This window comes from Bacillus sp. 05T31, assembly GCF_056396725.1.
Genome location: NZ_JBFTMA010000750.1, coordinates 1 through 2575, shown reverse-complemented (window position 1 = coordinate 2575; position 2575 = coordinate 1). Strand labels below are relative to the sequence as shown.

Annotated in this window: 1 protein-coding gene, 1 pseudogene and 1 riboswitch; the gene and the pseudogene both read left to right on the top strand. The window is 33.6% G+C overall.

Annotated elements, in window-relative coordinates; translation table 11 throughout:
* Positions 1–58: 58 nt before the first annotated feature.
* The gene (gene pdxR / locus AC1DJR_RS27730; protein ID WP_477004018.1) at positions 59–1507 is read left to right on the top strand and encodes a MocR-like pyridoxine biosynthesis transcription factor PdxR; all 1449 of its coding nucleotides are present in this window, start codon (positions 59–61) and stop codon (positions 1505–1507) included.
* 4 nt (positions 1508–1511) lie between these two features.
* A pseudogene (locus AC1DJR_RS27725) lies at positions 1512–2271 on the top strand (D-alanine--D-alanine ligase).
* Between the two features lie 73 nt (positions 2272–2344).
* Positions 2345–2450, top strand: a riboswitch (TPP riboswitch).
* The last annotated feature ends 125 nt before the right edge of the window (positions 2451–2575 follow it).

The following is a 2575-nucleotide window of genomic DNA, read 5'->3' as shown; positions in this document are numbered from 1 at the left end:
GTAGTGGACCTTTTGAGAATGAAATAAATATGCGAAAATAATTGCAGGGGGTAAGAAATTGTTTAAAGATTTTAAAGTTGTAAAAGATCGTCCCGTTTATATTCAATTAAAGGATTATTTAAAAAAGATGATTATGAAAGGGCATTTGTTGGGGGACCAAAAAATCCCATCAACAAGGGAACTAAGTGAATTATTATCAGTGAGCAGAAATACAGTACTCTCTGCATATGCGGATTTAGAACAAGAAGGACTCATTTATGCAGTTAAAGGAAAAGGAAATTTCGTTGCGAAGGTGGATATAAGTAACACCTCGTCTGTTGAAATAGATTGGAAAAATAAACTTAATACAGTTACCACATTAGCGGATGAATTAGACTTAATGAAGCATGGAGTTCGCTGGGAAAAAGGAATGATTGTTTTTAATAGTATAGCCCCGGACGAAAAGCTATTTGATGTTGAAAATTTCAAAAGAGCTTTTCTTACTCGTATGTCCATTGAAGGGGATATCGTATTGAACTACGGATATGCAAAAGGTTATAGACCGTTAATGAATTATTTACTTCATTACATGGAAATGAAAGGTGTAGATATTTCGAACAAAGATATTCTAATTACAAATGGATTTACAGAAGGATTAGATATTGTGTTATCTTCTTTATCGAAGAAATCAGGGCGTGTTATTTGTGAGAACCCAACTCACCATGCTGCATTGAAGCTTTTTCGTTTACATGGACTTGAAGTTCATGGAATTRATATGAATGATGATGGTATTGATACGAATGAAGTAGAAAAAAGTTTGCGTGAAAAGGATTTTGATTTCGCGTATTTAATCCCTTCTTATCATAATCCAACTGGTATTGTTACGAGTTCGGAGAAAAGAACGGAATTGATGAGGTTATTTTCAAAATACAAGATCCCTATTATAGAGGATGGGTTTAATGAAGAATTACGTTATTCGGGTTCACATTTATCGCCATTATTAACTTTTGCAGGGGCTGGTAATAATGTGATTTATATTAGTAGCTTTTCAAAAGTACTTTTCCCTGGTTTACGTGTAGGTTGGATCATTGCAGATAAAGAACTGATACATTATTTAGAAAGTGTTAAAAGAGCAAGAACCATTCACACATCTACGTTAGATCAAGCTGTTCTGTTTCAATATTTACATGAAGGATATTTTGAAAAATATTTAAAAAAAGCAAGATCTGTTTATAAGAAAAAATATGAGTTAGCTGTTGGGGCGTGTAATCAGTACATTCCGTTTAAAAGAATGACTGGAGACGGTGGACTTCATTTGTTTATAGAGTTGGAAGAAAAAATTCAAGCCCGCACACTTTTACAAAAGTGTTATGAAAAAGGAGTTACGTTTTCTCCTGGAGATGTTTTTTACTCTGATGGAGGAGGAGCGAACACATTCCGATTAGGCTTTTCACGTTTGAAAGAACAGGAAATTGTTAGCGGGATTCAAATAATTGGTGCAACTTTAAAAAATGAAACTTGGAGTTGAGAAAATGAGAATTGGCGTTATTATGGGAGGAGTATCCTCTGAAAAACAAGTATCAATTATGACTGGGAATGAAATGATTGCACATTTAGATAAGAGTAAATATGAAATCGTTCCAATTACGTTAAATGAAAAAATGGATTTAATTGAAAAAGCGAAAGACATTGATTTTGCATTGCTAGCATTACACGGAAAATACGGAGAAGATGGTACGGTTCAAGGGACGCTTGAGAGTTTAGGTATTCCATATAGCGGCAGCAATATGTTATCTAGCGGTATATGTATGGATAAAAATATTTCAAAAAAGATTTTGCGTTATGAAGGAGTAGAAACACCAGATTGGATTGAACTTACAAAAATGGAGGATCTAAAGCTTGAGGAGTTAGATAAATTAGGATTTCCGTTAGTGGTAAAACCAAACACCTATCATTTCGATTCGACATGCTGCTGTGTTCTTTGACTACAATGCAAAATATGATGATACTAGTACAGTTGAAGAAGTTATCGAACTTCCAGCTGAAATAAAGGAACGTGTAAATAAAGCGTCACTGGCTTGTTATAAAGCATTAAAATGTAGTGTTTATGCAAGGGTTGATATGATGGTGAAGGAAGGAATCCCATATGTAATGGAAGTTAATACATTACCAGGGATGACACAATCAAGTTTACTGCCAAAAAGTGCGGAAGCAGCGGGAATTAATTATAGCAAACTATTAGATATGATAATTGAAACTTCATTAAAAGTAAGGAAAGAAGAAGGTTTTTAAGGTAGTTATATAATTAATTCTTTTGACAGTTCCACGAATTATGCTATGATAATTACAATACGACAACTAAATATTTATCCACTAGGGGGGCCTTTTATAGGCTGAGATCAGATGAAATTTTGAGACTCTTAGTACCTGATCTGGTTAATGCCAGCGTAGGGAAGTGGGAAAGACGTTGCTATTTAACGAATAAATACTGTCAATTTCACTTTCTTTACGCCTGTAAAGAAAGTTTTTTTATTTTACAGCTTTAATAATTGTGGATAAATACGTATATTTTTTACATTATTTGGAGGGATTTAAA